The sequence below is a fragment of the Streptomyces toyocaensis genome, from assembly GCF_000725125.1.
Taxonomy (GTDB): Bacteria; Actinomycetota; Actinomycetes; order Streptomycetales; family Streptomycetaceae; genus Streptomyces; species Streptomyces toyocaensis.
In genome coordinates this window covers 1-24,181 of record NZ_JFCB01000014.1, presented here as the reverse complement: position 1 = coordinate 24,181, position 24,181 = coordinate 1, and the positions used below count along the sequence as shown (strand labels likewise).

Below are 24,181 nucleotides of genomic sequence, written 5' to 3'. Positions count from 1 at the left end.
TCACCTACGGCACTTCCAGGGAGGCAGAGCATGGCCCTCACCACCCGCCGCAGAGCCCTCACCACCCTCGGCGCCGCCCTCGCCGTCTCGGCCGCGCTGCCCGCGGCCCCGGCGCGGGCCGGCGAACGGGCTCACCGCCCGCGCCCGTTGTGGCGCGCCCACGCCCACAACGACTACGAGCACCCCCGCCCCCTCCTCGACGCCCTCGACCACCGCTTCGGCAGCGTGGAGGCGGACATCTTCCTGGTCGACGGCCAACTCCTGGTGGCCCACGACCCCGAGGACCTCGACCCCTCCCGCACCCTCGAATCCCTGTACCTGAACCCGCTCGCCGCCCGGGTCCGCGCGAACCGCGGTGCGGTGTACCGCGGAGGGCACAGACCGTTCCAGCTGCTGATCGACATCAAGACCGAGGGCTCGTCCACCTACCTCGAACTCGACCGCCGGCTGCGGCGCCACCGGCACCTGTTCACCACCTACGTGCACGGCAGGGTGCTCCCCGGACCCGTCACGGCCGTCGTCTCCGGCGACCGCGCGGCCCGCGTGCCCATGGACACCCAACGGGTGCGCCGCGCCTTCTACGACGGCCGGCTCACCGACCTCGGCGGTCCCGCACCGGCCTCCTTCGTCCCGCTGATCAGTGACAACTGGGCGCTCCACTTCACCTGGCGGGGCGTGGGGGCCTTCCCCGACGCCGAGCGCCGGAAACTGCACGGCATCGTGCGCACCGCGCACGCCCGCGGCCGGCGGGTGCGCTTCTGGGCCACCCCCGACCTGCCGGGACCCGCCCGTGACGCACTGTGGGGCGAACTGGTCGCGGCGGGCGTCGACCACCTCAACACCGACGACCTCGCGGGGCTCGCGTCCTTCCTCGACGCCCACCGGAGGGCGTGACACCACACGTTCGGAGGACAGCTCAGCGACCCGGACGAACCCTCCGTTACGCCACACTTGCGGCCGAACGCCGCGCATCGGATGTGGCGGAGGAGGTTGACGATGGCCGTTTCCATCTCTGTGGTGCTGCTGCTCTCGGTCCTGGCGGTGATCTTCCTGCGCAACAGCGGGCTGAAGGTCTCCCATGCGCTGGTCTGTCTGCTGCTGGGTTTCTACCTGGCCGGCACGAGCCTCGCGCCCACCATCCACAGTGGTCTCACGGCGACCGCCGACATCGTCGGCGGTCTGCGGCCGTGAGGCCCGTCCGAAGACCGCGGCTCAGCGGCCGGCCGACGCGTCGCGCGGCAGCACGGTGACACGGTGGTAGTTGCACCCGGCCGGTGAGGGCGGCGCGGACGGGGGACGGTTCTGGTGCGCCTTGAGGGCGACACTCACCAGGCTCAGCAGCAGGTCCACGTCCGTCGCGCAGTCCAGGTGCACCGTGACCCAGCACGAGCCCGGGACCAGCTGGATCGCGCTCGACCCGCCCAGGTCGTAGTGGAAACGCTGGATCGCGCGGTGCGTGAGGTGGAGGTCCACGTCCCGCGCGGAGTGGAAGTGGACGATCTCGTCGTGGACGGTGCGGAGCGCCGCTCCCGTACCGCACCCGGCCGGACAGGCCGAGAGATCGGTCCATGAGAGCAGTCGCTCCATGGCTCGCTGCGCCGGTGTCATGCCCTCATCGTTGCCTGCTCAACCTCGGGCCACCAGTAGTTGGGCGATTCGTAATCGACCGGTGAGGTGGCCGGTCCAGCGGAGCGCCCGTTCCTGACCGGCCCTTGACATAGGCTCAGTTCATGGCAACCAGTGATCTCCTGACCACCCACGGCGTCGCCGTCCTCGTCTGCGGCGACGACGGACGGAAGCTCGGCAGCGGCGACACCGCACTCGAGCTGATCGGCGACGCCATGGGCTGTCAGGCGGAGGTGGTGGCCGTACCCGTGGAGCGGGTGGCCGACGAGTTCTTCACCCTGCGCTCGGGCGTCGCCGGGGACGTGGTGCAGAAGTTCGTGAACTACCGGATCCGCCTGGTGATCGTCGGCGACATCGCCTCCCGGGTCGCGGACAGCGACGCCCTGCGTGACTGGGTGCGCGAGGCCAACCGCGGCAGTCAGGTGTGGTTCGTGAACGACCGCGCCGCCCTCGAGGAGCGGTTGGCGCCGGCCTGACGCGGCGCCCCGAGTCCGGGCGTCAGACCCGCCCGGCCACGGCCGCCGGGTCGTCCAGGACCTCCCGGACCACCGAGTGCGCCGCGCCCAGCAGAGGGCCCTCGGAGCCCAGCGCGGACACGGTGACCGGGCAGGCCGGCCCCGCTGTGCGCCGGGCCAGTTCGGACCGCAGTGAGGGCAGCAGCCAGGGCGCGAGCCCGGACAGGGCCCCGCCGAGCACCACGCTCTGCGGGTCCAGCAGGTTCACCGCGCCGGTCAGGGCGATGCCGAGTGCCGTTCCCGCGCCGTGCAGGGCGCGCCGCACCTGGGCGTCGCCCTGCTCGGCGCGGCCCGCGAGGAGGCCGACGCGGTCCTCCCCGGGCTCCATTCCGGCCGCGCGCAGCACCGCCTCCTCGCCGGCGTACTGCTCCAGGCAGCCGCGTCCGCCGCAGGCGCACGCCGGTCCGTCGGGCCACACCGGTACGTGGCCCAACTCGCCCGCGAAGCCCCGGTTCCCGTGCAGCAGCCGCCCGTCGACCACGACCGCGGCGCCGATGCCGATCTCGGCCGACACGTGCAGGAAGTCGCGCGGAGTGTCCTCGCCCAGCCACAGTTCCGCCAGTGCGCCGAAGTTGGCCTCGTTGGCCACCGTGAGCGGCAGCCCCGGGGGCAGGAGGTCGCCGACGTCGGTGTCGAGCCAGCCGAGGTTCGGGGCGCGCACGACGGTCCGGGCGTCGCGGGCCACCAGACCGGGTACGGCCACGGCCAGTCCCGCCGGCCACAGGCCCTCGCCCTCCGCCTCGGCGACGACCCGGTGAATCAACGCGGTGAGTCCCCCGAGCACCGGTTCCGGGGAGCGGTCCCGGTTCGGGACGTGCCGCACCGCACGCGCCCGTACCCGGCCGCGCAGGTCGACCGCGCAGACCGCGAGATGGTCGACGCCCACCTCGGCGCCGATCCCCGCGGGCCCGTTCCCGCTCACGGCGAGGGCCGACCCGGGCCGGCCCACCCGCCCGGGCCGCTCCGGACCCAGTTCCTCCAGCAGGCCTGAGCGGATGAGCTCGTCGACCAGCGTCGACACCGCCGCGCGGGTCAGGCCGATGCGTGAGGCGACGGCGGCCCGGGACAGGGGTCCCTCGGCGCCGACGGTGTGCATCACCCGCGAGAGGTTGCGGCGGCGCATGCCCTGCTGGGTGTCGGGCAGCGCCCGCTCCGGGCCTGCCGGGCGGGTCCTGTTCAGCGGTGTGCTCATTCCTCCGTCAATCCTCGGTCCTCCGCCGTCCTCGCGCGGCCGTCAGTCGGTGTCCGTGCCGCGGCTCAGCAGCGAGGCCGCGTCGGAGAGTACCCCGGCCAGCCTGGAGAGGGTCTCCTCGTCACGCTCCACCGCCTCCAGCACCGGGCCCGCGGCCGTGTTCCAGCGCCGGGCGACCGACGCCGGGTCCTCCCCGGTGAGCAGTCCGGCCGCCTGCGCCGCGGCGCCGAGCGCGACCAGTTCCCTGGCCTCGGGGACCTGCACGGGCCGTCCCGACAGCCGCCGCACGGTGTGCTGCCAGGCCGTGCCCCGGGCGCCGCCGCCGATCAGCAGCAGGGGCGCCGAGGGATCGGCGTCCTCGTCGAGGACGAGACCGAGCGCGGCCAGCAGCGAGTACACGGCGCCGTCGTAGGCGGCCTGGAGCAGCTGGCCCCCGGTGGTGTCGTGGCGCAGCCCGTGCAGCAGACCGGAGGCGCCCGGGAGGTTCGGGGTGCGCTCGCCGTCCAGGAACGGCAGCAGGGTGACGCCGCGGCCGGGTTCCACGGCCTCGCGGTCCAGACCCAGCAGGGCCGCGACCCGGTCCACGGCGAGCGTGCAGTTGAGGGTGCAGGCCAGCGGCAGCCAGTCGCCGCGCGCGTCGGCGAACCCCGCGACCGTGCCGGTCGGGTCGGCCGGCCGGTGCCGCGACACGGCGTACACGGTGCCCGAGGTGCCGAGGCTCATCACCGGGGTCCCGGGGCGCACCCCGAGGCCCAGCGCGGCGGCGGCGTTGTCGCCGGTGCCGCAGGCCACCAGGGTGCCCTTGGAGAACGGCAGGTCGTGGCTGCCGCGCACGGTCCCGGCCACCTCGCCGGGCCGGACCACCCGCGGCAGCAGCGCCGGGTCGAGGCCCACGTGCGCGAGGATCTCCTCGTCGTACGCCTCCGTCCCGGACGCCCACCATCCGGTGCCCGAGGCGTCGCCGCGGTCGGTCGTGCCCTGCCCGGTGAGCCGCTCGGTGAGGTAGTCGTGGGGGAGCCGTACGGCCCTGGTGGCCCGGACCGCGTCCGGCTCGTGCTCCGCCAGCCAGGCCCACTTGGTGACCGTGAAGGAGGCGGCGGGCACGCTTCCGGTGCGCTCGGCCCAGACCTTCGCACCGCCCAGCTCCTCGATCAGCCGGCGGCTCTGCGGCGCCGAACGCACGTCGTTCCACAGCAGCGCCGGACGGACCGGCTCGCCGTGCCCGTCCAGGGTGACCAGACCGTGCTGCTGCCCGCCGATGGACACCGCGGCGGCCTCGTGCGCCGCCTCGCCGCACTGGCGCAGTGCCTCGGACAGGGCGTCCCACCACTGGCGCGGGTCGGTCTCCCGGCCCGCGCCCGAGGTCACCGTGTGCGGTGCCTGGCCGCTCGCGACGATCCTGCCGGTGGCCGCGTCGACGACCAGGGCCTTGGTGGACTGGGTGGATGTGTCCACGCCGACGACGAGCGGACCCTCGGCTGCTGACATCGGTCTTCTCCCTCTTCCGCGCCCCGGCGGGGTGTGTCTCTTCCCAGAAATGTTCCTGCATACTAATTTGTAAACCGCCATGACGAAATAGTCTCAGCGAGCAAGGAGCCCCGGCATGAACTACCAGCCCACCCCCGAGGACAAGTTCACGTTCGGTCTGTGGACCGTCGGCTGGCAGGGGCGGGACCCCTTCGGCGACGCCACGCGGCGTGCCCTCGACCCGGTCGAGTCGGTGCGGCGCCTGGCCGAGCTGGGCGCCCACGGCGTCACGTTCCACGACGACGACCTGATCCCCTTCGGCTCGAGCGACAGCGAGCGCGAGGAGCACGTCAAGCGGTTCCGTCAGGCGCTGGACGACACCGGCATGAAGGTGCCGATGGCCACCACCAACCTGTTCACCCACCCGGTGTTCAAGGACGGCGGCTTCACCGCCAACGACCGCGACGTGCGCCGCTACGCCCTGCGCAAGACCATGCGCAACATCGACCTCGCGGCCGAGCTCGGCGCGCAGACCTACGTCGCCTGGGGCGGCCGTGAGGGTGCCGAGTCCGGTGCCGCCAAGGACGTCCGTGTCGCCCTCGACCGGATGAAGGAGGCGTTCGACCTCCTCGGCGAGTACGTCACCACCCAGGGCTACGACATCCGCTTCGCCATCGAGCCCAAGCCGAACGAGCCGCGCGGCGACATCCTGCTGCCCACCATCGGCCACGCCCTGGCGTTCATCGAGCGCCTGGAGCGGCCGGAGCTCTACGGCGTCAACCCGGAGGTCGGCCACGAGCAGATGGCCGGACTGAACTTCCCGCACGGCATCGCGCAGGCGCTGTGGGCGGGCAAGCTGTTCCACATCGACCTCAACGGCCAGTCCGGCATCAAGTACGACCAGGACCTCCGCTTCGGCGCGGGCGATCTGCGCGCCGCCTTCTGGCTGGTGGACCTGCTGGAGTCGGCCGGGTACGAGGGCCCGCGGCACTTCGACTTCAAGCCGCCGCGGACCGAGGACTTCGACGGCGTGTGGGCCTCGGCGGCCGGCTGCATGCGCAACTACCTGATCCTCAAGGAGCGCGCGGCGGCCTTCCGCGCGGACCCGGAGGTGCAGGAGGCGCTGCGCGCGGCCCGTCTGGACCAGCTCGCCCAGGCCACGGCGGCCGACGGTCTCCAGTCCCTGCTCGACGACCGGTCCGCCTTCGAGGACTTCGACCCCGACGCCGCCGCCGCGCGCGGCATGGCCTTCGAGCATCTCGACCAGCTGGCGATGGACCACCTGCTCGGCGCCCGGGGCTGACACCCCGCCGCTTCGGGCGCGGTCGTCCCCGCCTGCGCGGCGGGACGGCCGCGCCCCGGCGCGTGGGCGGGCGACCGGTCCGCGCTCCGTGTGCGCGGGGCAGGGCCGCCCCACGGTCCCGGCCCGTCCCGGCCCGCCCTTGAGCGGAGGAGCGTGCGCGGCGCTCGGTCGCAGCCCCCGCGCGTGCGCGGCGCTCGGGAGCGTCACTCGCCCGCGGTGACCGTCACGTGCCGACCGGCGCACCGGCCGGGGAGCCTCCCGCGGGCGCGCCGTCCGCCACGGCCGCCCCCGCCTGCCCGTCCCGGCGCGCCGCCCCACGATTGGGGGTACGCCGGAGTCACGACGTCGCTGTCCCGTGTCCGTCCCGACATCCGGGCGGCGTCCTCGCGCCCGCCCGGGGTCCGAGGCGACGATGGTGCGTATGGCCATGCCACCGGTACCGCCCCAGCAGCCGCCCGGCCCGCCGGACCGTACACCGCCCCCGGGTGGCGGCTCCGGACCGCCCTCCCACGGGGCAGCGCCACCGCCCCGGCCACCCGGGGACCGCGGCGGGCCGGGGCGCGGCCCCGGCGGACGCAGGGTCCTGCTCGTCCTACTCACTGTGATCGTGGCGGTCGTGGCCGTCTCCCTCATCGTGCTCCTGGCCACGGGGGACGACGACTCGCCGGACAAGCGGCCCGGCGAGAGCGGCACGGTCACCGGCAGCCCTTCCGGACCGTCGCCGGGCCTCCCCTCCTGGCTGCCCAGCGACCTGCCGTCCGGCCTTCCGACGGAGCTGCCCTCCGGTTTGCCCACCGAGCTGCCGAGCGGGGTGCCCAGCAACCTCCCGAGCGGTCTCGAGTCGCTCCTGCCGTCCCTGGGGGACGCCGACGTGCCCTGACGGGCCGGCGCGACACGCGGTCACGCCCCGGCGGCGGCCTCCGCCGAGGCGAGGGCGGTCGCCGGGTCACGCGCGGGATCCCCCGCCGGGACCCAGCGGCCGCGTTCCCTGCGGTACGGCCACCAGCGGCCGTCGCGGCTCAGCCGCAGCTGCAGCGGTGCGCCGACGGCCGTCCAGTGGTTGGCCCGGGCCCGCAGAGCCGGCCGTTCGTCCTCCTCCCAGGCCGTTGCCAGGGCGGCACGCGCGCGTGCGAGGGCGTCGCCCCGCACCGTCCACTCCTCGTCGAGCACGGACAGTGCCGCCCTGCCGCCCTGCCGCCAGGCCCGCACCGCCACGGCCAGTCCCTCCCGGCCCCGGCCGGACCCCTCGGCGAGCCGGGCCGTCACCGCGGGGTCGGGCTCACCGGCGGCCAGCCGCACCGCGTCCCACGCCACCGACGGCTCCACGGCATGCGCGTCGGGCTCTCCCCGCAGCGCCTCCTCCAGCAGACGGTGGGCCCGTGCGGCGGTCCGCGCCGCCAGGAACTCCAGCGCGGGCGGGTCGACACCGGCCGCCGGGGCGGCCTCCGTGTCGAGCGACGGCGGCACCCCCGGCCCCGCGGGGAGCGAGGGAGGGCCGGGCAGCGACGGCAGGATGTCCCCGGCCGCGTACGCCTCGGCCGCGTCCACGCCCCCCGGACCTGGTGCGGGCCGCCCCGCGGAGGCGTCGCCGCGCGACTGCAGTGCGTCGAGCAGGGCCCGCTCACCCCGGCCCCGCAGCAGCAGCAGGACGAACGGGTCCTGGTCCAGCAGCCGGGCCAGCTGGTAGCAGAGTGCCGCCGTGTGACCGCAGTGGTCCCAGGCACCGCAGTCGCACTCCGGCTCCAGGTCCCCGAGCCCCGGCAGCAGTTCGACGCCGGCCAGCTCCGCGTCCTCGACCAGATGGGTGGGCATCTCCCGGTCGAGCAGCGCCGCGACATGACCGGCGCGCTCGGCGGTCATGTCCAGGAACCGGTCCCACTGCTCCCCGGAGAGCTCCTGCAGCAGGACGTCCGCGCGGTGCGTCGTGCGGTCCGGGTCCTGGACGACCGCCGTGACGCGGCCGGGCCGTACGGACACCGCACCGACCGCGCCCGCACGGGCGAGCCTGCGGCCCGCCTTGAGCTGCCCGGAGTCCAGTGCCGTGCCCTCCAGCGCGGTCAGCCAGGCCCGCCCCCACCAGGTCTGCGCGAAACCCCGGCCCCGTGCGGGCGGCAGCGCGGCGAAGGTGCGTTCCGTGCCGGCCCCGGTGTCGTACGCGTTCATCGCGGCTCCCCCCGCAGTTCGACCAGATCCGCCAGCTCGGCGTCCGTCAGTTCGGTGAGCGCCGCCTCGCCGCCGCCGAGCACCGCGTCGGCCAGCTCCCTCTTGCGCGCCAGCAGTTCGGCGATGCGGTCCTCGACGGTCCCCTCGGCGACGATCCGGTGCACCTGCACGGGCCGGGTCTGCCCGATGCGGTACGCGCGGTCCGTCGCCTGCGCCTCGACGGCGGGGTTCCACCAGCGGTCGTAGTGCACGACGTGCTCCGCGCGGGTGAGGTTCAGCCCGGTGCCCGCCGCCTTCAGAGACAGCAGGAACACGGGAACCCCGCCGTCCTGGAAGCGGCGGACCATCGCCTCGCGTTCGGCGACCGGTGTACCGCCGTGCAGGAACTGCGTCGGTACCCCCCGCGCCGCCAGATGCCGCTCCAGCAGCCGGGCCATCCGTACGTACTGCGTGAACACCAGGACACCGGTCCCCTCGGCGAGGACGGTGCCGAGGAGTTCGTCCAGCAGCTCCAGCTTCCCGGACCGGCCGGCGACCACCGGCCGCTCCTCCTTGAGGAACTGCGCCGGGTGGTTGCAGATCTGCTTCAGGCCGGTCAGGAGCTTCACGATCATGCCGCGCCGCGTCATGCTGTCGGCGCCGGAGATCTCGGCCAGCGCCTCGCGCACCACGGCCTCGTACAGGGCCGTCTGCTCCTGGGTGAGCGACACGGCGTGATCCGTCTCCGTCTTCGGCGGCAGCTCGGGCGCGATCCCCGGGTCCGACTTGCGGCGGCGCAGCAGGAACGGCCGTACCAGCCGGGCCAGCCGCTCCGCGGCGGCCGGGTCACGTCCGCCCTCGACCGCGTCCGCGTACCGCGCGCGGAAGGTGCCGAGCCGGCCCAGCAGACCGGGGGTCGTCCAGTCGAGGATCGCCCACAGTTCGGACAGGTTGTTCTCCACCGGAGTGCCGGTGAGTGCTACGCGCGCGCGTGCGCCGATGGAACGCAGCTGCCGGGCCGTCGAGGAGTAGGGGTTCTTCACGTGCTGCGCCTCGTCGGCGACGACCATGCCCCACCCGACCCCGGCGAGCCGGCCGGCGTCCAGCCGCATGGTGCCGTACGTGGTGAGCACGAACTCGCCGTCGGCGAGGCCGTCCAGCGCCCGTCGGGCACCGTGGAAGCGGCGCACCGGAGTGCCGGGCGCGAACCGCTCGATCTCCCGCTGCCAGTTGCCCATCAGCGAGGTCGGGCAGACCACGAGGGTGGGTCCAGCGGCCGCCGGATCGGTCTGGCGGTGCAGGTGCAGCGCGATCAGGGTGACGGTCTTGCCCAGGCCCATGTCGTCGGCGAGACAGCAGCCCAGGCCCAGTGAGGTCATCCGGGCCAGCCAGTTCAGGCCGCGCCGCTGGTAGTCCCGGAGGGTGGCGGCGAGCGCGGCGGGCTGCTCGACGGGCTCCTGCGCCTCGGGGTGCGCGAGCCGGTCCCGCAGGGCCGCCAGCCACCCGGTGGGCCGCACCTCGATCCGGTGGCCGTCGGCCTCCACCGAGCCCGTCAGCGCCGCGCCGAGCGCGTCGACGGGCGTGATCTTGTGGTCCTGGCGTGCGCGGGCCCGGGCCAGTTCCCCGGGGTCGACCAGGACCCACTGGTCGCGCAGCCGTACGAGCGGCCGGTTCAGCTCGGCCAGCCGGTCCAGCTCCTCGCGCGTGAGGCGGCGGTCGCCCAGGGCGAACCCCCAGTCGAAGGCGAGCAGCGCGTCGGCGGACAGGAACGACGGCCCCTCCGCGGGGCCGCTCCTCCCGGGTGCCGCTCCGGTGCCGGCGGGACCGATCTCCGCGCGGGTGGTGAGTTCGCGGACCAGGTCCCTGGGCCAGTGCACGTCGACGCCCGCACCGGCCAGCGCCCGGCCGCCCTCGCCGAGGAGCCCGGTGATCTCCTCCTCCGCGAGTTCGACCGCGTCCGGCACCGTCGCCGACAGCAGGGGCGAGAGCGGTGCCCAGGCGCGTGCCGCGCGGCGCAGCGCGAGCAGGGCGTCCATCCGCGCACGGGAACCGAAGCCCGCGTCCGAGGTCCCGGACCACACGTCGGCGGCGTCCGCGACGAGGGCGGGATCGCTCACGCCGTGCATCTGCAGGACGGCACGGAACGACACGTCCGCGCCGTCGTCCCCCGTGTCCGTGAGCCCGCGGACCTCGACGCGCAACGACAGCCGCACGCCCGCGTCGTGGCCGGCGGCGATGTCCGCGGCCCAGGCGCGCAGTCCGGGCAGCCGCTGCGGCCGGGGCACCGCGAAGGCCGCGGTGCCCGTCACGAGGCGGGCGGCGGGGGAGCGGGGGAGGGTGTCGGCGACGGCGTCGAGGAAGGCGCGCAGCAGCGCCTCGGGTTCGGGCAGACGCGGCGCCCCGGTGGCGTCCAGCGGCACGGCGTGCGCCTCGGGCGGCATCGCGGCCGCGAGCCGGCGGATCGCCTCGACGTCCTCCGCGTCCAGCGGGCCGGCGCGCCAGGCGTCGTGGCCGGCGGGGGACAGGCCCGGCAGCAGCAGCCCGCGCGCCACCAGATGCAGGGCGTGCACGGCAGCGGCGCCCCAGAACACGGTGGCCCGGTGCCCCTCACCGGCGGCGCGCGCCCGCGTGAGGACCGGGAGCGCGGCGTCCACGGGCAGCAGGGTGGCGGGGACGCGTACCCTCTCGACGCCGCCGTCGCCGGGCACGACGACGGTCAGGTGCTCGGCCGGCGCGGCGCCCGTGGGCGGGGGAGCGGAGCCGTCGGGCCGCCAGAAGGCGACGCGTCCGGTGCGGGCGGGATCACCGGGGACGAAGACGGCAGGACAGCGGGCCGGTGCGAAGGGCACGGAGGCCGAGGCCGGGGGAGTCATCTGCGCAGCGATGGCGAGGTCCTCAAATTTGACTAGTGGAACCGGAGTCGCCGAGGGTACAGCACGGACGGTGCGACCGGGTATGCCTGGACTGTGAGCCGCGTCACCAGGGGGGTGCCGAGGGCCGGCCGCCGTGGGGCGCCCGGGAGGGTCCCGGAGACCCTAGGGGGCGCACCTCAGGGACGACTCGGGGTCGCGGTCCGGAACCGCCGGCAGCGCGGGCCCGTTCTCACAACAGAGAGCGGCAGTGGCCGCGAAGGAGGCGACACTCATGTCGAACAACGCCAAGATCGCCGCGGGAGGTGTGGCGGCCGGACTCATCCTGCTCATCTGGCTGCCCTGGTGGGCCGCCCTTCTGATAATCCTGGGAGTCCCGGCCGCCGCGTACCTCGCCCTGGACCCCGCACAGCGGCGCAGGCTGCGCCGCGTCTCGCGCAAGGAGCTGGGCCGCTGAGGCGGCGCTACCGCCTCCCTCCGCCGTCCCCCAGGGCGCAGGAGCCGACCACGTCGCCGTCCGCGGGCCTGCCGATGGTCCGGTCCGCGGGCGGCGTGACCCCGCGCTCCACCCAGGCGACCAGAGCGTCGAACGCCGAGCGGTAGCAGGGCAGGATCGGCCGCAGCCGGTCCGGATGGGTGTCGTACAGGCCGTCGACGTGCGTGCCGTCCTGCACCGTGTAGTAGCGGTGCAGGCGCCCACGCCCGTTCGACTCGATCATCGCGGCGTACACGTCGGAGTCGACGGCCTTGGGCAGCAGCGCGTCCAGATCGCCGTGCAGGGTGATCATCGGCCGGCCGATCCGCCCGGTGAGCGCCACCCGGTCCACGGCACGGTGCACGGACGCCGGACGGGAGGCGTAGTCGTAGGCGGCGTCGGAGGGGCACGGCGCCAGGATCCGCTCCACCGTCGATCCCGCGGAGGGACCCGGGCAGTCGGGGTCGTAGGCCGGGTCGAACTCCGCGCGGTAGATCTTCTGGGTGACTCCCCAGTAGGCCCTCTCGTGGTAGGGCCACAGGAACTCGGACCCGCGTGCGAAGCCCGCCGCGTACATGTCCTCGTCGGTTGCCGCGCCGTACGACCTGGCCACTGCCACGGGCAGGGAGTGCAGCGGATGGCGGCCCTCGCCGGCCCACAGGGTGCCCTCCCAGTCCACCCCTCCGTCGTAGAGCTCCGGGTGGTTCTCCAACTGCCAGCGCGTCAGATAACCGCCGTTGGAGACCCCGGTCATGTACGTGCGGCGCGGGGCGTGCCCGTAGCGCTGGGCCACCGCGCGCCGGGCGGCCCGGGTGAGCTGCGTGGTCCGCGCGTTCCACTCGGCGACGGCGTCACCGGGCCGCTTCCCGTCGCGGTAGAAGTCGACACCGTTGTTGCCCTTGTCGGTCGCCGCGTAGGCGTATCCCTGCGCCAGCACCTGGTCGGAGATCGCCTTGTCGGTCGCGTACTGCTTGCGGGTGCCGGGCGCGCCGGTGACGACCAGCCCGCCGTTCCAGCGGTCGGGCAGCCGGATCACGAACTGCGCGTCGTGGGCCCAGCCATGGGTGTCGTTGAACCGGGAGGAGTCGGGGAAGTAGCCGTCGATCTGCACCCCCGGCACACCGGACGGCGACCGGGTGGCCGCCGCGGTCAGTCCGGCCTGGTCGGCCATGTCGGTGTACGGGGTGCCGGCCAGCCCCGTGGTGGTCAGGTCGGCGAGACAGGCACTGCGCTGATGCGCCGCGCCGGGCACCCGCACCCGATCCTGGCGTGCGCAGTGGGCGTCCCCGGCCGCACCGGCCGGAGTCGGAGCGGAGAGGGTGGCGACGGCGAGGACGGCGGCGAGCAAGGGAACGCCACGGGAGGGGCGCATGACGGCCTCCGAAAGGACGGGCAGCGGACATCGGGCAGAGAGCTGATCACAGAACTGCCCCATGGTGAGGGCCCGACCTTGCCGTCATCGATGGGTTGGCGCCATACGGAACGGCGCCCGCACGTGGGGTCGCAGCACACGCTAACGTCCCTCACCCAGGCCACCGCGGAAGGCCGCGCCTGCTCAGAGCGGTCGTACGGCCATCTGGTCGAGCGCTTCGAGCAGACCCGGCAGCTCCGGCCCCCGGCCCACCGGGAGGACCTCGCCGGGTTCCTCGTCGAGCAGGACGAAGGCGATGTCGTCGGTCCTGGCCACCAGGGACCAGCCGGGCCCGTCGGCGCGCAGCGTGCGCGCGCCACCCGGCGCGAAGGACGAGCGGACCCGGCCGAGCGGCGGCGGCGAGTCGACGTAGGCGCGTGCCTCCGCCAGGACCCGCCGGATCCCGCTGTGACCGCCCGACGGCACGTCCCGGCCGTCGCCGTTCCGGTCCGTCCGGTCGGGGCCGACGCCCTTCCGGCCGTCCTCCGTGGAGCCGTCGGCGCCTCCGGCTGCCTCCGCCGAGGCGCCGCCCGGCACCTGGAACGCCGTGTCGTCGACCTGTTCCCGCCAGACGGCCCACTGCAGCGCGATCTCGTCGGCACCCAGCCGGCGCTGGGCCGGCCCCCAGACGTCGGCATCCGGCGGCGTCAGCGCGGGCCCGTCCGCGACGTCGGGGCCGGGATCGTGGGGCGCGGGCACGTTCGGCGCCGCCACGGCCACCGCCAGGGGCCAGCCGGGCAGCGCGGTGACGACCGTGCGCTCGTCCGGCGACAGGTCGTGCTCCATGCCGCAGTCCCAGGACGCGATCGCGACGGCGACCAGGGAGACGTCGTCGACGACCACGGTCCACCGGGCGCCTGAGCCGTCCTGGCCGAGTACCAGCCCGTACCCGTCGGCCACGGGCGGAAGGCCGAGTGCCGCGCACGCCTCCGGATAGTCGTCGCCCAGCACGCTCGGGAACTTCGCGGGCGTCAGCAGCGCCGCCGTCAGCACATAGAGCGCGTCGTCCACGGCGGCGACGGCTTCCTCGTCCGTCCCGGCCATCCCAGCCTCCCCATCGGTTCGTCCATCGGCGCGCACCCTATGCCGACCCCGAGCCCCTTGTCACGACCCGCAGCCGCGTCCGGAGCTGCAGGTTTCCGGCCGGACGGGGCGAATCGACCACGCACCGGCGGGCGTCTCAGGCGGCCGGGAGCCCCAGCAGCGCCCGCGCGACCGTCCCCGGGGACTCGTCCCGCTCCCGCGCGAGCGCGACGACCGCACGGCACGCCAGCTCGTTCACCCCGAACGACAGCGCTTCCGGCGACACCCAGCCGGCCGCCTCGTCGATCCGTTCCTGATCGTCCTCCGCGCAGGCCGAGACATAGGCCGCGGCGGCTTCGAACAGGTTGTGCGGACGTTCCGCCCGCCTGGCCGGCTCCTCCGGCCGCAGGCCGCCGAGCGCTCTGCTCCCGATCTCACGAACCCATCGCCACACGCGGCTCACCTTCCCCTGCCCGATTGCCCTCACCGACCGTGCGTCCCCCGCTGCCCAACGTAGAGTTGCGGCGTCGGCGGCAGAAGGGGGCGGCACGGTGCGACGCTACGAACGGCTGGAACGGATCCGGCGGATGGACCCCTACCGGGAGGCAACGGAGATCCACCGGCTCAGCGTGGCGTACGAGTTCCCCTGGGACTTCACCCGGTCCCTGGAACTGGCCCTCTACCGCACCTACGCCGTGCCCGGCATCGGCCGCCTGCTCGCCGCGACGGCGGAACTCACCGACCGGCCCCAGAAACGCTACGACGACACCTCGCTGCTCCTGGACGCCGTCGTCGAGCACGGGTTCGGCAGCACGCGGGGCCGGACCGCGATCCGCCGCATCAACCGGATGCACCACGCCTACGACATTCCCGACGACGACATGCGGTACGTCCTGTGCACGTTCGTGGTGATGCCCAGGAGGTGGATCGACGCCTACGGATGGCGCAGGCTCTCGCGGCACGAGATCGTCGCCAGTGCCGTCCACTACCGAACCCTCGGCCGGTACATGGGCATCAAGGACGTCCCCCGGACCTACGAGGAGTTCGAAAGCCGCATGGACGCCTACGAGGAGGCTCACTTCGGCTGGGACGAGGAGGCCCGGCGGGTCTCGGACGCCACCCTCGACCTCATGACCTCCTGGTACCCGCGCCCGCTCGCCCCCCTGCTGCGCACCACCACGCTCGCCCTGCTCGACGAACCCCTCCTGCGTGCCTTCCGCTACCCCCCGCCCAGCGAGGCCACCCGCGCGTGGGTGCGCCGCGCGGTACGGCTGCGGGGCCGTGCCGTCCGGCTGCTGCCGCCCCGCCGGGCCCCGCACTTCGCCCGGCAGAACCGGCAGATCAAGAGCTACCCGGACGGCTACCGGCTGGCGGACCTGGGGACCAGCCCCGTGCCGGGACTGCGGGGCTGCCCGGTACGCCACCCGGACTGATCCCGGCGCACGCCCGGGAGCTCAGTCCGCGCGGACGGCCAGCGCCAGGAACCGGTCGTCCTCGTCGGCGTACGACGTCATGCGCCAGCCCGAACGCGTCAGCAAGGCGCGCAGGTTCGGTTCGGCGCGGAGGTCGTCCGGTGTGATCGCGCGGCCCTGGCGCGCGGCGAGTGCCGCCCGGCCGATCGGGTGGAACAGCGCCAGCACACCGCCGGGCCGCACCACCCGCGCGATCTCCCGGAGGTCGCCGGCCGGGTCGGGCAGGTGCGCGATCAGCCCGGCCGCGAACACGGCGTCCAGCGAGGAGGAACGCAGCGGCAGCGCGGCCACGTCGGTCAGCAGCAGCACTCCGTCGCGGTCCCGCCCGGCCCGCGCCGCCTCCCGCAGCATGGCCGGGGTGAGATCCGCGCCGAGCACCACGCCCGAGGACCCCACGGCCGCGCGCAGCGCGGGCAGCGCCCGCCCGGTGCCGCAGCCCGCGTCGAGGACCCGGCCGCCCTCCCGCAGGCCGAGTTCGGCGACCGCGGCCGCGTACGCCGGGCCGTCGTCGGGGAAGCGGCGGTCCCAGTCCGCGGCGCGCGCGGTGAAGAACTCCTGGACGTGTGTGTGGTCGTCGCTCATGCTCCGCATGATTCCGCACGGCGGGAGTGACGGCAGGACCCACACCGGGACGGACGGCACCGACGCGCGCACGTCCGCGCGTCGCAGGGCCGCCCCGGCGCACCGCCGCACCGGATCCCGGCCCCTTCCGGCCGGGTGTCAGTCCGCGACGTCCGCCTCCGCCACGACCCTCTCGACCGTGACACGGACAAGGAGTTCGCCGGGCACCGCGTTGCGCGCCCCGAACTCCTCGGCGCGTTCCTCGCCCATGTACCGTGCGCCGATCCGGGTGGCCCAGTGCCGGAGCTGCTCGGCGTCCTCCGAGAGCCGCGCCCGGCCGTGCAGCACCACGAAGCCGAACGGCGGACGGTCGTCGTCCACGCACAGGGCGACCCGCCCGTCGCGGGCCACGTTGCGGCCCTTCACGGTCCGCGCGCCGGTGGTGAAGACCACCTCGTTCCCGTCGGCCAGGAACCAGACCGGCGCCACGTGCGGGCTGCCGTCGGCACGGACGGTGGCGAGCTTGGCGGTGCGGGTTCCGGACGAGACGAACTCCCGCCACTCTTCCTCGGTCATCTTGTGTCCCATGGCCTCCATCCTCCTTGCCCGGGGCCCCGTCGTGGGGAAGGCTGGCGCGGGGACCCTCCCGCGGGGAGGGGACGGCACACGGGGCAGACCACGGGGAAGAGCAGGGGGAGAGGGACGACATGGGGCAGAACCAGGGACTCGACTGGCTACTGGACGACCTGACCCAACGCGTCGAACACGTACGGCACGCGCTCGTCCTGTCCAACGACGGGCTGGTGACGGGCGCGAGCACGGGGCTGCGCCGGGAGGACGCGGAGCACCTGGCCGCCGTGTCGTCCGGCCTGCACAGCCTCGCCAAGGGGTCGGGACGGCACTTCGGCGCGGGCGGGGTGCGCCAGACGATGGTCGAGTTCGACGACGCGGTGCTCTTCGTCACCGCGGCGGGCACCGGAAGCTGTCTCTGCGTGCTCAGCGGTGCCGAGGCCGACATCGGCCAGATCGGCTACGAGATGACGCTGCTGGTCAACCGGGTCGGCGAGCATCTGGACGTGGACACCCGCCGGCCGGAACCCGGTACCGACCTCTGACCTGTCGTTCGTCCCTCGCCCGGGAGTTTTCCACAGACTTGTCACGCAGGGTGATCGAGTGGCTACCTTTACGAAGCGGCGCATCCGGCGCCGGCCGCCGACACTTCACGGGGGAGACGAGCATGCCCGGACACCACACCCGTACGCACGACGTGACCGTGACCGCCGAGCGGACCTCGGGGGACCGTGACAGCTGGGTCACGACGGGCCGTGCGGCGCGGGAACTGTGCCGGTCACACCTCGACGGCTTCCGCGGGCCGCCGCCCGCCCACGGCGCCCCGGCTCACCGGCGGCCCACCTCGCACAGGACCTCATGACGGCCAAGGACCCGACGAGATCGCCTGGTTGCAGGCCGACCTGACCCGGCTGACACAACAGGCACGGGATCACCGGCCGGCGCCCCGCCGCCCTCGGCCGGTCCCGCGGACGCGCCGCGCCGCGGAACCGGCCCGTGGGGCCCGCCGTGGCCTGCTGGGCCGCCGGCGCCGCTGAGGCCGGTGACCTACACCGCCCGGAACAGCCCCTCCTGCACGACGGACACCAGCATCCGCCCCTGGAGGTCGTAGATCCGCCCACGGGCCAGACCCCGTCCACCCGTGGCGATCGGCGACTCCTGGTCGTACAGGAACCACTCGTCCGCCCGGAAGGGGCGGTGGAACCACATGGCGTGGTCCAGCGACGCCATGTCGAAGCCGCGCGGGCCCCACAGCGGCTCCACCGGGATCCGCACGGCGTCCAGGAGGGTCATGTCACTGGCGTAGGTCAGGGCGCAGGTGTGCACCAGCGGGTCGTCACCGAGCGGGCCGACCGCACGCATCCACACCGCGCTGCGCGGCTCGGCGCCCCGGACGTCCTCCGGCGCCCAGCGCAGCCGGTCCACGTAGCGGATGTCGAAGGGCTGCCGGCGCGCCATGCGCTCCAACTGCTCCGGCAGCGTGCCCAGATGCTCACGGATTTCGTCGGTGACCGTCGGCAGCGACTCCGGATCCGGGACCTCGCGGGCCGGCGGCAGCTGGTGCTCGAAACCCCCCGGTTCCGGCTTGTGGAAGGAGGCGGTGAGATTGAAGATCGTGCGGCCCTGCTGCACCGCGGTGACCCGGCGGGTGGTGAACGACCTGCCGTCCCGCACCCGTTCGACCTGGTACACGATCGGCACCCCGGGCCGCCCGGGACGCAGGAAGTACGCGTGCAGCGAGTGCACCGGACGGTCGCCCTCCGTGGTGCGGCCGGCCGCGACCAGGGCCTGGCCGGCCACCTGGCCGCCGAAGACCCGCTGCAGCGACTCCTGCGGGCTGCGGCCACGGAAGATGTTGACCTCGATCTGTTCCAGGTCGAGCAGGGCGACAAGGCTCTCGGCCGGGTTCGTCATGGGTGGGCTTCTCCTGTGCTCACAACTGGCCGACATCGGTGACGCGGACGACAGCACGGCCCTCCGCGTCGGAGGCGGTGAGGTCCACCTCGGCGCTGATGCCCCAGTCGTGGTCGCCGCTCGGGTCGTCGAAGATCTGCCTCACCCGCCACAGGGCGTTCTCCGGCTCCTCCTCGATCAGCAGCAGCTTCGGTCCGCGGGCGTCGGGGCCGGTGCCCAGCTCCTCGTACTCGTCCCAGTACGCGTCCATGGCCTCGCCCCAGGCGCCGGCGTCCCAGCCCGACTCGGCGTCCAGTTCGCCCAGTTCCGCCATCTGGTCCAGGGCGGCGAGCTCGACCCGGCGGAACATGGCGTTGCGGACCAGGACGCGGAAGGCACGCGCGTTGGCGGTGACGGGCTTGACCTGGTCGGCCTTCTCCTGGGCCTCCTCGGCGGTCATCTCCTCCGGATTCGCCAGCTGCTCCCACTCGTCCAGCAGGCTCGAGTCGACCTGACGCACCATCTCGCCCAGCCAGGCGATCAGATCCTCCAGGTCCTCCGACTTCAGGTCGTCGGGCACGGTGTGCTCCAGCGCCTTGTAGGCGCCGGCGAGGTAGCGCAGCACGATGCCCTCGGTGCGGGCCAGTTCGTAGTGGGACACCAGCTCCGTGAAGGACAGCGCCCGCTCGTACATGTCCCGGACCACGGACTTCGGCGACAGCGGATGGTCACCGACCCAGGGATGGCTCTTGCGGTACGTGTTGTACGCGTGGAAGAGGAGTTCCTCCAGCGGCTTCGGGTAGGTGACGTCCTGGAGGCGCTCCATGCGCTCCTCGTACTCCACCCCGTCGGCCTTCATGGCGGCGACCGCCTCGCCGCGTGCCTTGTTCTGCTGGGCGGCGAGGATCTGGCGCGGATCGTCCAGGGTGGACTCCACCACGGACACCATGTCCAGCGCGTACGACGGCGACTCGGGATCCAGCAGTTCGAACGCGGCCAGCGCGAACGTGGACAGCGGCTGGTTCAGCGCGAAGTCCTGCTGCAGATCCACGGTGAGGCGCACGACGCGACCCTCCGCGTCCGGCCGGTCGAGCTTCTCGACGATGCCGCCGTCCAGCAGCGATCGGTAGATGGCGATCGCCCGCCTGATGTGCCGCAGCTGCTGCTTGCGCGGCTCGTGGTTGTCCTCCAGCATCCGGCGCATCGCCTCGAAGGCGTTGCCGGGCCGGGCGATCACCGACAGCAGCATCGTGTGCGTGACCCGGAAGCGCGAGGTCAGCGGCTCCGGCTCGGAGACGATGAGCTTGTCGAAGGTCTGCTCGCTCCAGGCGACGAAACCCTCGGGCGCCTTCTTGCGCACGACCTTGCGGCGCTTCTTCGGATCGTCGCCTGCCTTCGCCAGCGCCTTCTCGTTCTCGATCACGTGCTCGGGGGCCTGGGCCACCACGAAGCCCTCGGTGTCGAAGCCGGCGCGTCCGGCGCGGCCCGCGATCTGGTGGAACTCGCGGGCCCGGAGGGTACGTACACGGCTGCCGTCGTACTTGGTCAGCGCCGTGAACAACACCGTGCGAATGGGGACGTTGACACCCACACCGAGCGTGTCCGTGCCGCAGATGACCTTCAGCAGACCCGCCTGCGCGAGCTTCTCCACCAGCCGCCGGTACTTGGGCAGCATGCCTGCGTGGTGCACTCCGATGCCGTGCCGGACGTAACGGGACAGATTGCGGCCGAACTTGGTGGTGAACCGGAAGTTGCCGATGAGTTCGGCGATCCGGTCCTTCTCCTCGCGCGTGCACATGTTGATGCTCATCAGCGCCTGCGCCCGCTCCACCGCCTGCGCCTGCGTGAAGTGCACGATGTAGACCGGAGCCTGCCGCGCCGCCAGCAGATCGGTGAGCGTCTCGGTGAGCGGCGTGTACCGGTACTCGTACGACAGCGGCACCGGCCGGGTCGCCGAGCGGACCACCGCGGTGGGGCGGTCCGTGCGGCGGGTCAGGTCCTTCTCGAAGAAGGAGACGTCGCCGAGCGTCGCCGACATCAGCACGAACTGCGCCTGCGGCAGCTCCAGCAGGGGGATCTGCCAGGCCCAGCCCCGGTCCGGCTCCGCGTAGAAGTGGAACTCGTCCATCACGACCTGGCCCACGTCGGCGTTCCGGCCGTCGCGCAGCGCGATCGACGCCAGTACCTCGGCGGTGCAGCAGATGACCGGGGCGTCCGCGTTGACCGACGCGTCACCGGTGAGCATGCCCACGTTCTCCGTGCCGAAGATCTTGCACAGCTCGAAGAACTTCTCGGACACCAGCGCCTTGATGGGCGCGGTGTAGAAGGTGACCTCGTCGCGTGCGAGTGCGGCGAAGTGGGCGCCCGCCGCGATCATGCTTTTGCCGGACCCGGTGGGCGTCGACACGATCACGTTCGCGCCGGAGACCACCTCGATCAGCGCCTCCTCCTGGTGGGGGTAGAGCGTGAGACCGCGCTCCCGGGCCCACGACTCGAAGGCTTCGTACAGGGCGTCGGGGTCGGCGGTCGGCGGCAGCTGATCGATGAGGGTCACATCCCCATCTTGCCTGCCCGCCGGTCCGATGCGGGAATCGGCTACGGGCCCGAAGATCACGACCGCTACGCTGTGTCGCCGGCGGAGTGCCGACGCCGCCGGTCAACCGTCCGGCGGCGAAAGAGGAATGGGGCGGGCAACGGGGATGATGGGACCAGCACACTCACTGTCGGGCGCCGCGGCCTGGCTCGGGGTCGGTGCGGCCGTGGCCGCCGCCGGACGTCCGATGCCCTGGCCGGTGCTCCTGGCCGGTGCCCTGATCTGCGCGGGCGCCGCACTCGCCCCGGACCTGGACCACAAGGCGGCCACCATCTCGCGGTCCTTCGGGCCGCTGTCCCGCTGGTTGTGCGAGGTCGTCGACAAACTCTCCTACGCCGTCTACAAGGCCACCAAGAAGCAGGGCGACCCGCGCCGCTCCGGCGGGCACCGCACGCTCACGCACACCTGGCTGTGGGCCGTCCTGATCGGCGGTGGCACCGCGGCCCTGGCGGTCAACGGCGGCCGCTGGGCGGTACTGGCCATCCTCTTCGTGCACATGGTGCTCGCCATCGAGGGCCTGCTGTGGCGGGCGACCCGCGGCTCCAGCAGCGACGTCCTGGTGTGGCTGCTGGCGGCGGCCACCGCCTGGATCATCGCGGACGTCCTGGACAAGCCCGGCAACGGCTCCGACTGGCTGTTCACCGCGCCCGGCCAGGAGTACCTGTGGCTGGGGCTGCCGATCGTGCTGGGGGCACTGGTGCACGACATCGGGGACGCGCTGACCGTCTCCGGCTGCCCGATCCTGTGGCCCATACCGGTGGGCCGCAAGCGCTGGTACCCGATCGGTCCGCCCCGGTTCATGCGGTTCCGGGCGGGCAGCTGGGTGGAGCTGAAGGTACTGATGCCCGCCTTCATGCTGCTGGGCGGGGTGGGCTGCGCGGCGGCGCTCAACGTGATCTGACGGTCCCGTCCCCGCGGGACTCAGCCGGTGCCCTCACCGCCGTACCGGCGCTCGAAGCGGGCGACCCGGCCCTCCGTGTCCACCGTCCGGGCCTTGCCCGTGTAGAACGGGTGGCTCTCCGAGGAGATCTCCACGTCCACCACCGGGTAGGTCTCGCCGTCGTCCCACTCGATGGTCTGCTCGCTGGTCGCGGTGGACCGGGTGAGGAAGGCGTATCCGGCGGCACGGTCGCGGAAGACCACCGGGCGGTAGTCGGGGTGCTTGTCCTGCTGCATGAGTGCTCCTCGTGCGACTCGGGACCGCGCTGCGGCGGGGGAGCGGCGGGGTCAGCCGGGCAGGGTGTCCTCGTCGACGACGTGCATGGCGGCCTCCTCGGCGGAGGCGGCCGCGCCGTCGATGCCGACGTCCGTGGCGACCAGTGCCTCCTCCTCGTCCTCGTGCGCCCCTTCGTCCGGGGCCACGAGCCGGCCGGAGCGTGTGGCGCCGACCTCGTTGTCCAGGAGTTCCCCGTCGGTGCCCGAGGAATCCCCGAGCCCGTCGCCGTCGGAGGCGGCGGGATCCGGGATCTCCTCGGAGAGCCGCTGGTCCAGCGTCTCGCCCTCGTGGCGCTCTGCCGCCGTCACGCCGTAGTGCTCCACGGCCCAGGGCCGCTCCGGAGGGGACCAGCCCCGGTCGAGGGGGTCGGCGACGCCGTCGTTCTCCAGGGTGTCCTCGGCGTCGAGCAGTCCGGCGTCGTCCTGGATCTCGGACGCGTCGGGCTGGTAGACGTCGTCTCCCCAACCGTCGGCGCTGTTCACGGGTACCTCCAGAGGGTGGGGACGGGCCCGTTCCCGCCGCGGCCCGCTCCGGGCCGGCCGCACGGGGCACTGGCCACCCGCTCCCCGGTCCGGCAGGATCCGGGTGTTCCCCGAGCCGGTGCCTGACTCCAGCCTTCCACCGGAGCTCCCCACCGCGCAACGCCACGCCCCGCGCGGGCGGCGCGCGCCCGTGCCCGCCGCGCGGCCCGACGCCGATGACGGGCGCACGCCGTGCGACGGCGCGGTCACCCGTGCCAGGACCGCCACAGGGCCGCGTACGCGCCGTCCGCCGCGACCAGCTCGTCGTGGCTGCCCAGCTCGCTGATGCGGCCGTCCTCCACGACGGCGATGACGTCCGCGTCGTGGGCGGTGTGCAGACGGTGGGCGATGGCGACCACCGTCCGCCCGTCCAGGACGCGGGCGAGGGAGCGCTCCAGGTGACGTGCCGCGCGCGGGTCGAGCAGCGAGGTCGCCTCGTCCAGGACCAGCGTGTGCGGATCGGCCAGCACCAGCCGGGCCAGCGCGATCTGCTGGGCCTGGGCCGGGGTGAGCGCGAACCCGCCCGAGCCGACCTCGGTGTCGAGCCCCTCGTCCAGCGCACGGGCCCAGCCGTCCGCGTCCACCGCACCGAGCGCCGCCCACAGCTCGGCGTCCCCGGCGCCGGTGCGGGCGAGCCGCAGATTGTCGCGCAGGGAGCCCACGAAGACGTGGTGCTCCTGGTTGACCAGGGCCACATGGGCCCGGACCTGTTCGGCGGTCATGCGCGACAGCTCGGCGTCGCCGAGAGTGACCCGTCCGTCCCGGGGGGCGTAGATCCCGGCGAGCAGCCGGCCCAGCGTGGACTTGCCGGCGCCCGAGGGGCCGACCAGCGCCAGCCTGGTCCCGGGGGCGACCCGCAGGGACACCTCGCGCAGGACGTCCACGCCCTCCCGGTAGCCGAAGCGCACCCGGTCCGCGTGCACCCGGCGTCCCTCGGGGACCAGACCGGCGTCCCCGGCGTCCGGCTCGATGTCCCGGACCCCGACGAGCCGGGCCAGCGACACCTGCGCCACCTGCAGCTCGTCGTACCACCGCAGGATCAGCCCCACGGGGTCGACGAGCATCTGTGCGATCAGCGCGCCGGTGGTCAGCTGGCCGACGCCGATCCAGCCTCGCAGGACGAACACCCCGCCGATCATCAGCACCGAGCCGAGAACGGTCACATGGGTGATGTTGACGACGGGGAAGAGCACCGACCGCAGCCAGAGGGTGTAGCGCTCCCAGGCCGTCCACTCCCCGACCCGCCGGTCGGTCAGTGCGACGCGCCGCGGGCCGAGGCGGTGCGCCTCCACGGTCCGCCCCGCGTCCACGGTCTCCGCCAGTGCGGCGGC

General features: G+C 73.8%; 24 protein-coding genes. 9 read left to right on the top strand and 15 right to left on the bottom strand.

What is annotated here, in order from left to right; translation table 11 throughout:
- Positions 1-30 precede the first annotated feature (30 nt).
- Both BU52_RS16690 and BU52_RS16685 read left to right on the top strand, forming a co-directional pair.
- Positions 31-894 carry a phosphatidylinositol-specific phospholipase C/glycerophosphodiester phosphodiesterase family protein gene (locus tag BU52_RS16690; protein WP_037934811.1) on the top strand — a complete coding sequence of 288 codons (864 nt, stop codon included), beginning with the start codon at positions 31-33 and terminating at the stop codon, positions 892-894.
- Positions 895-996: 102 nt separating this feature from the next.
- Entirely contained in the window at positions 997-1,191 is a 195-nt protein-coding gene (locus tag BU52_RS16685; protein ID WP_037934808.1) for a hypothetical protein, read from the top strand.
- Between the two features lie 21 nt (positions 1,192-1,212).
- Here the strand turns inward: BU52_RS16685 and BU52_RS16680 are convergent, their stop codons facing one another.
- Positions 1,213-1,608, bottom strand: coding sequence for a luciferase domain-containing protein (locus BU52_RS16680; protein ID WP_037934806.1), 396 nt, complete (start codon positions 1,606-1,608; stop codon positions 1,213-1,215).
- A 122-nt stretch (positions 1,609-1,730) separates the two neighbouring features.
- Here BU52_RS16680 and BU52_RS16675 point away from each other — a divergent pair, with 122 nt between their 5' ends.
- Positions 1,731-2,102 carry a DUF4180 domain-containing protein gene (locus tag BU52_RS16675; RefSeq protein WP_037934803.1) on the top strand — a complete coding sequence of 124 codons (372 nt, stop codon included), beginning with the start codon at positions 1,731-1,733 and terminating at the stop codon, positions 2,100-2,102.
- A 22-nt stretch (positions 2,103-2,124) separates the two neighbouring features.
- Here BU52_RS16675 and BU52_RS16670 read toward each other — a convergent pair whose 3' ends face one another.
- Both BU52_RS16670 and xylB read right to left on the bottom strand, forming a co-directional pair.
- Entirely contained in the window at positions 2,125-3,333 is a 1,209-nt protein-coding gene (locus BU52_RS16670; protein ID WP_037934800.1) for an ROK family transcriptional regulator, read from the bottom strand.
- Positions 3,334-3,375: 42 nt separating this feature from the next.
- Positions 3,376-4,821 carry a xylulokinase gene (gene xylB, locus BU52_RS16665; RefSeq protein ID WP_037934798.1) on the bottom strand — a complete coding sequence of 482 codons (1,446 nt, stop codon included), beginning with the start codon at positions 4,819-4,821 and terminating at the stop codon, positions 3,376-3,378.
- Between the two features lie 115 nt (positions 4,822-4,936).
- On the opposite strand from xylB, the gene xylA reads away from it, so the two are divergent.
- Positions 4,937-6,103, top strand: coding sequence for a xylose isomerase (xylA, locus tag BU52_RS16660; protein WP_037934796.1), 1,167 nt, complete (start codon positions 4,937-4,939; stop codon positions 6,101-6,103).
- Positions 6,104-6,719: 616 nt separating this feature from the next.
- Positions 6,720-6,983, top strand: coding sequence for a hypothetical protein (locus BU52_RS36375; RefSeq protein WP_235216362.1), 264 nt, complete (start codon positions 6,720-6,722; stop codon positions 6,981-6,983).
- Positions 6,984-7,003: 20 nt separating this feature from the next.
- On the opposite strand, the gene BU52_RS16650 is transcribed toward BU52_RS36375, so the two are convergent.
- Both BU52_RS16650 and BU52_RS16645 read right to left on the bottom strand, forming a co-directional pair.
- A complete protein-coding gene (locus BU52_RS16650; RefSeq protein ID WP_037934794.1) occupies positions 7,004-8,266 on the bottom strand; it encodes an SWF or SNF family helicase in 1,263 nt (420 codons plus the stop codon).
- Positions 8,263-11,118, bottom strand: a complete 2,856-nt coding sequence (locus tag BU52_RS16645) for a DEAD/DEAH box helicase (RefSeq protein WP_051858314.1) — start codon at positions 11,116-11,118, stop codon at positions 8,263-8,265. The genes BU52_RS16650 and BU52_RS16645 overlap by 4 nt, the downstream gene beginning before the upstream one ends.
- Positions 11,119-11,389: 271 nt before the next feature.
- Here BU52_RS16645 and BU52_RS16640 point away from each other — a divergent pair, with 271 nt between their 5' ends.
- Positions 11,390-11,572, top strand: coding sequence for a hypothetical protein (locus BU52_RS16640; RefSeq protein ID WP_037934791.1), 183 nt, complete (start codon positions 11,390-11,392; stop codon positions 11,570-11,572).
- 7 nt (positions 11,573-11,579) lie between these two features.
- Here the strand turns inward: BU52_RS16640 and BU52_RS16635 are convergent, their stop codons facing one another.
- The 3 genes from BU52_RS16635 to BU52_RS16625 form a co-directional block, all read right to left on the bottom strand.
- A complete protein-coding gene (locus BU52_RS16635) occupies positions 11,580-12,962 on the bottom strand; it encodes a tannase/feruloyl esterase family alpha/beta hydrolase (RefSeq protein ID WP_037934788.1) in 1,383 nt (460 codons plus the stop codon).
- A 183-nt stretch (positions 12,963-13,145) separates the two neighbouring features.
- A complete protein-coding gene (locus BU52_RS16630; RefSeq protein WP_037934785.1) occupies positions 13,146-14,045 on the bottom strand; it encodes a hypothetical protein in 900 nt (299 codons plus the stop codon).
- Between the two features lie 136 nt (positions 14,046-14,181).
- Complete coding sequence (locus tag BU52_RS16625) at positions 14,182-14,478, bottom strand: hypothetical protein (RefSeq protein ID WP_037934782.1); 297 nt, start codon at positions 14,476-14,478, stop codon at positions 14,182-14,184.
- Between the two features lie 97 nt (positions 14,479-14,575).
- On the opposite strand from BU52_RS16625, the gene BU52_RS16620 reads away from it, so the two are divergent.
- The gene (locus BU52_RS16620) at positions 14,576-15,457 is read left to right on the top strand and encodes an oxygenase MpaB family protein (RefSeq protein ID WP_037934779.1); all 882 of its coding nucleotides are present in this window, start codon (positions 14,576-14,578) and stop codon (positions 15,455-15,457) included.
- A gap of 21 nt (positions 15,458-15,478) precedes the next feature.
- Here BU52_RS16620 and BU52_RS16615 read toward each other — a convergent pair whose 3' ends face one another.
- On the bottom strand, positions 15,479-16,078 hold the full coding sequence (locus tag BU52_RS16615) for a class I SAM-dependent methyltransferase (RefSeq protein ID WP_037935178.1): 600 nt from the start codon (positions 16,076-16,078) through the stop codon (positions 15,479-15,481).
- Between the two features lie 138 nt (positions 16,079-16,216).
- A complete protein-coding gene (locus BU52_RS16610) occupies positions 16,217-16,645 on the bottom strand; it encodes a PPOX class F420-dependent oxidoreductase (RefSeq protein ID WP_037934777.1) in 429 nt (142 codons plus the stop codon).
- A gap of 119 nt (positions 16,646-16,764) precedes the next feature.
- Between BU52_RS16610 and BU52_RS16605 the strand changes: the two genes are divergently transcribed.
- Positions 16,765-17,172, top strand: coding sequence for a roadblock/LC7 domain-containing protein (locus BU52_RS16605; RefSeq protein WP_037934774.1), 408 nt, complete (start codon positions 16,765-16,767; stop codon positions 17,170-17,172).
- A 502-nt stretch (positions 17,173-17,674) separates the two neighbouring features.
- Here the strand turns inward: BU52_RS16605 and BU52_RS16595 are convergent.
- Both BU52_RS16595 and BU52_RS16590 read right to left on the bottom strand, forming a co-directional pair.
- Positions 17,675-18,541 carry an acyl-CoA thioesterase gene (locus BU52_RS16595; RefSeq protein ID WP_037934767.1) on the bottom strand — a complete coding sequence of 289 codons (867 nt, stop codon included), beginning with the start codon at positions 18,539-18,541 and terminating at the stop codon, positions 17,675-17,677.
- Positions 18,542-18,560: 19 nt separating this feature from the next.
- The gene (locus BU52_RS16590) at positions 18,561-21,104 is read right to left on the bottom strand and encodes a DEAD/DEAH box helicase (RefSeq protein WP_078903296.1); all 2,544 of its coding nucleotides are present in this window, start codon (positions 21,102-21,104) and stop codon (positions 18,561-18,563) included.
- A 115-nt stretch (positions 21,105-21,219) separates the two neighbouring features.
- Between BU52_RS16590 and BU52_RS16585 the strand changes: the two genes are divergently transcribed.
- On the top strand, positions 21,220-22,014 hold the full coding sequence (locus tag BU52_RS16585; RefSeq protein ID WP_037934763.1) for a metal-dependent hydrolase: 795 nt from the start codon (positions 21,220-21,222) through the stop codon (positions 22,012-22,014).
- 20 nt (positions 22,015-22,034) lie between these two features.
- Here BU52_RS16585 and BU52_RS16580 read toward each other — a convergent pair whose 3' ends face one another.
- The 3 genes from BU52_RS16580 to BU52_RS16570 all read right to left on the bottom strand — a co-directional run.
- A complete protein-coding gene (locus tag BU52_RS16580; RefSeq protein WP_037934761.1) occupies positions 22,035-22,289 on the bottom strand; it encodes a type B 50S ribosomal protein L31 in 255 nt (84 codons plus the stop codon).
- A gap of 51 nt (positions 22,290-22,340) precedes the next feature.
- Positions 22,341-22,811, bottom strand: coding sequence for a DUF5709 domain-containing protein (locus tag BU52_RS16575; protein ID WP_037934758.1), 471 nt, complete (start codon positions 22,809-22,811; stop codon positions 22,341-22,343).
- 245 nt (positions 22,812-23,056) lie between these two features.
- Positions 23,057-24,181, bottom strand: a 1,125-nt coding sequence (locus BU52_RS16570) for an ABC transporter ATP-binding protein (RefSeq protein WP_037934756.1), incomplete at its 5' end; no start/stop codon positions are given.